This is a genomic window from bacterium (assembly GCA_026398675.1).
Taxonomy (GTDB): domain Bacteria; phylum RBG-13-66-14; class RBG-13-66-14; order RBG-13-66-14; family RBG-13-66-14; genus RBG-13-66-14.
Genome location: JAPLSK010000024.1, coordinates 1 through 2,602, shown reverse-complemented (window position 1 = coordinate 2,602; position 2,602 = coordinate 1). Strand labels below are relative to the sequence as shown.

The following is a 2,602-nucleotide window of genomic DNA, read 5'->3' as shown; positions in this document are numbered from 1 at the left end:
GTAGTCTCATGTATGCTCCTGTTTGGTTTGGTGTGGTGTTTCTGTTTAGTTTCTTGCCGGCGGTCGTGGGCGGCTGTATCGCCGGCAACTGGTTGAATAAAACATGGGTCGGCGTCGCGGCGGGCCTTTTCCTCAGTTGGATCGGGGTCATTATTGTAGCCGTGGCGAACAGTAAGGCGAAGCGCGAGTATGAGCATAAGGATATGATGGAGAGCCGCGAGAAGGAGCAAAAGGTGATGGCGAGGGAGCGCGAGTCTGAGAGGCGCCATCAGGAGATTCATGAGCATGCAGCGGCGTTGATGCGCGAGGTGGATGAGGATAGGATAGCGCGGGTGAAGAAGTATGAGCAGGAGAATAGGGAGAAGATAGCGGCGGCGCAGCGCGAGCAGGAGAATAAGGAGGAGATAGAGGGGGCGAAGCGCGAGCAGGAGCAAAAGGAGCGTAAGGAGGCGATGGAGAGGCTCGAGATTGCGAGGCGCGAGAAGGAGCACAAGGATATGTTGGCGGCGGTGAGCGGAGGCAGGGAGGTCGTAAAGGTAAGGTGCTCCAAATGCGGCGCCCTGACGTTGATGAATGAAGGTGTAAAGTTCTGCTCGGAGTGCGGCGCACTGATGTAAGTTTTGGAATTATCGGCAGTCGGGGCTGAAATGCCGTCATTGCACGGGCGGGGCTCTTGTCCCGCCCTTTATTTGACTAAGCCGGTCTTCTTGAACAAGGGGTTAAAACCCCTTGTCTTTTTAGCCCCTCGGCTGGTCTGAGACAAGGGGCTTCAGCCCCTTGCGCGTTTCTACAAGGGGTTTAAACCCCTTGTCTTATTGGTTCGGCTTATCACCTCGCGCGCCTTGGCGCGGCAATTCTCGCTCTGACGCCGACCGCCCGCTCGGCTACCGCGTCACGACCAGGCGGGTGCTATAGACCCCGTCCCCGGCGGTCATCCGGCATTCGTAAACGCCCGGCGCCACGCCGGCGGTGGACCACACAATCGCGTGCCGCCCCGCCGCGAGCTCCCCATCCGCCAGGGTCGCCACCCGCCGCCCCGCGAGGTCGTACACCGCCAGGACGACGTTCTGCGCCGAGGTGAGCTCCAGCATAAGGTTCACCGCGCCGCCGGATTCAGCCGGGTTCGGGTAGGCGGCGTGGAGGACGGTGCGCGCGTCCGTCGGCCCCTCGCGGCGGACCTCGACGGGCCCGAAGTCGGTCCGGGCGCCTGAAGTCTCGACGACGGTGAGCCGGTACTCGTAGATGGTCCCGGCCCGCGTGTCGCGGTCGAGGTAGCGCGAGCTCTGCGACGGGAGGAGCGCCTCGTTCAGCAGGGCCCAATCCGCGGAGCCTCGCTCACGCCGGTACGCCTCGAACCCGGCGGGGATGTCGCCCCCGAGCACCCAGCTCAAAAGGACGCCCTCTTCGGTGTCGCGGCCGGTGAAGTCAACGAGCTCCACCGGGGAGAAGTCGTCGTAGAGGAGGCGGCAGTTTAGCTCGCCGACGGCCCACCCGTGGCCGTAGCTCGGCGCGTTTTCCCAGAAGTAGACGCCGTAGACATCGAGTGAATCGTCGTGGGCCCCGTTGTCCTCGAAGACGTAGCTCACGCCGCCGTTCGTCGAGGCGTAGATGTTTCCCTCGTCGCCCACGATCCAGCCCTCGTCCTCGTTCATGAAGGACACACTCCGGTAGTCCACGTCGGCCAGGCCGTAGACCTTGCGCCACTGGGTGCCGCTGGAGTAGAGATAGTAGACGCTCCCGTTTTGGCCGACCATCCAGGCCTGGGTGCCGCTTTTAACGTCCACGTCCAGCATGTCGCAGTTCGCGGAGCCCAGACCGGTGGAAAACCGGGTCCAGGCGCCCGCCGTCTTCCGGTACACGATGGCGTAGCTGCCGTCGGTCGCGCCCACGGCCCAACCGTTGGAGGAATCCTGCATGGCGATGGAGTAGAAGTTGAAGTTGGCGCCGGTCGAATCCTGACTCCAGGAGCTCCCCCCGTTGGTGGTGTAGTAGATGCCCAGGTTGGACCCGCAGATGAACCAGGTGTTCTCGTCCAGCACGTCTAATCCGTACCAGTTGCGGGTGGGGAGGTTACCGGAGACGTCCGTCCAGTTGTAACCGCCGTCGGTGGATTTGATGACGGCGCCGTTGACGCCGCAGGCGACGAAGTCGTCCCCCGATATGTGCGCGACGTCCTTGAGGTTGTCCGATAAGCCGGAGCGTCCGTAGGCCCAGGAGCGGCCGTGGTCCGGGCTGCGCATGATGAATCCGTACTGACCGACGGCCACCACCCAGGCCGGGTACGGGCCGCTGGCGGCCACGCTCTCCAGGCGGTTTCCAATCCGGTAGATGACGTTCCAATCGGTGCCGGTGGTGGTGCCCACGATGGCGTAGACATTGCCGACGGCGATGACCCGGTCGGCGCTGAAGGGCGTTGCCACCGCGTTGAGGGGGTTGTCTACGAACATGTCGTCGAACCGGCTCCAGGTCGCTCCGCCGTTCGGGGAGTGGAGCCCCACGCCGTTTTGCCCCACGGCGTAAAGGTGCAAATTGCCGTCTTCCCGGAAGACAGAGACGCCGTTGAGGGTGGTGGTTATCCCGGAGGACTGGGGCGTCCAATCGT

2 protein-coding genes are annotated in these 2,602 nt (G+C 63.2%); one reads left to right on the top strand and one right to left on the bottom strand.

Annotated features, from left to right (window positions below):
• A partial coding sequence (locus NTW26_00320) for a hypothetical protein (GenBank protein ID MCX7020718.1) occupies positions 1-617 on the top strand: 617 nt, incomplete at its 5' end.
• 267 nt (positions 618-884) lie between these two features.
• Here the strand turns inward: NTW26_00320 and NTW26_00315 are convergent.
• The coding region (locus NTW26_00315; protein ID MCX7020717.1) for a YCF48-related protein at positions 885-2,602 on the bottom strand (1,718 nt) is incomplete at its 5' end.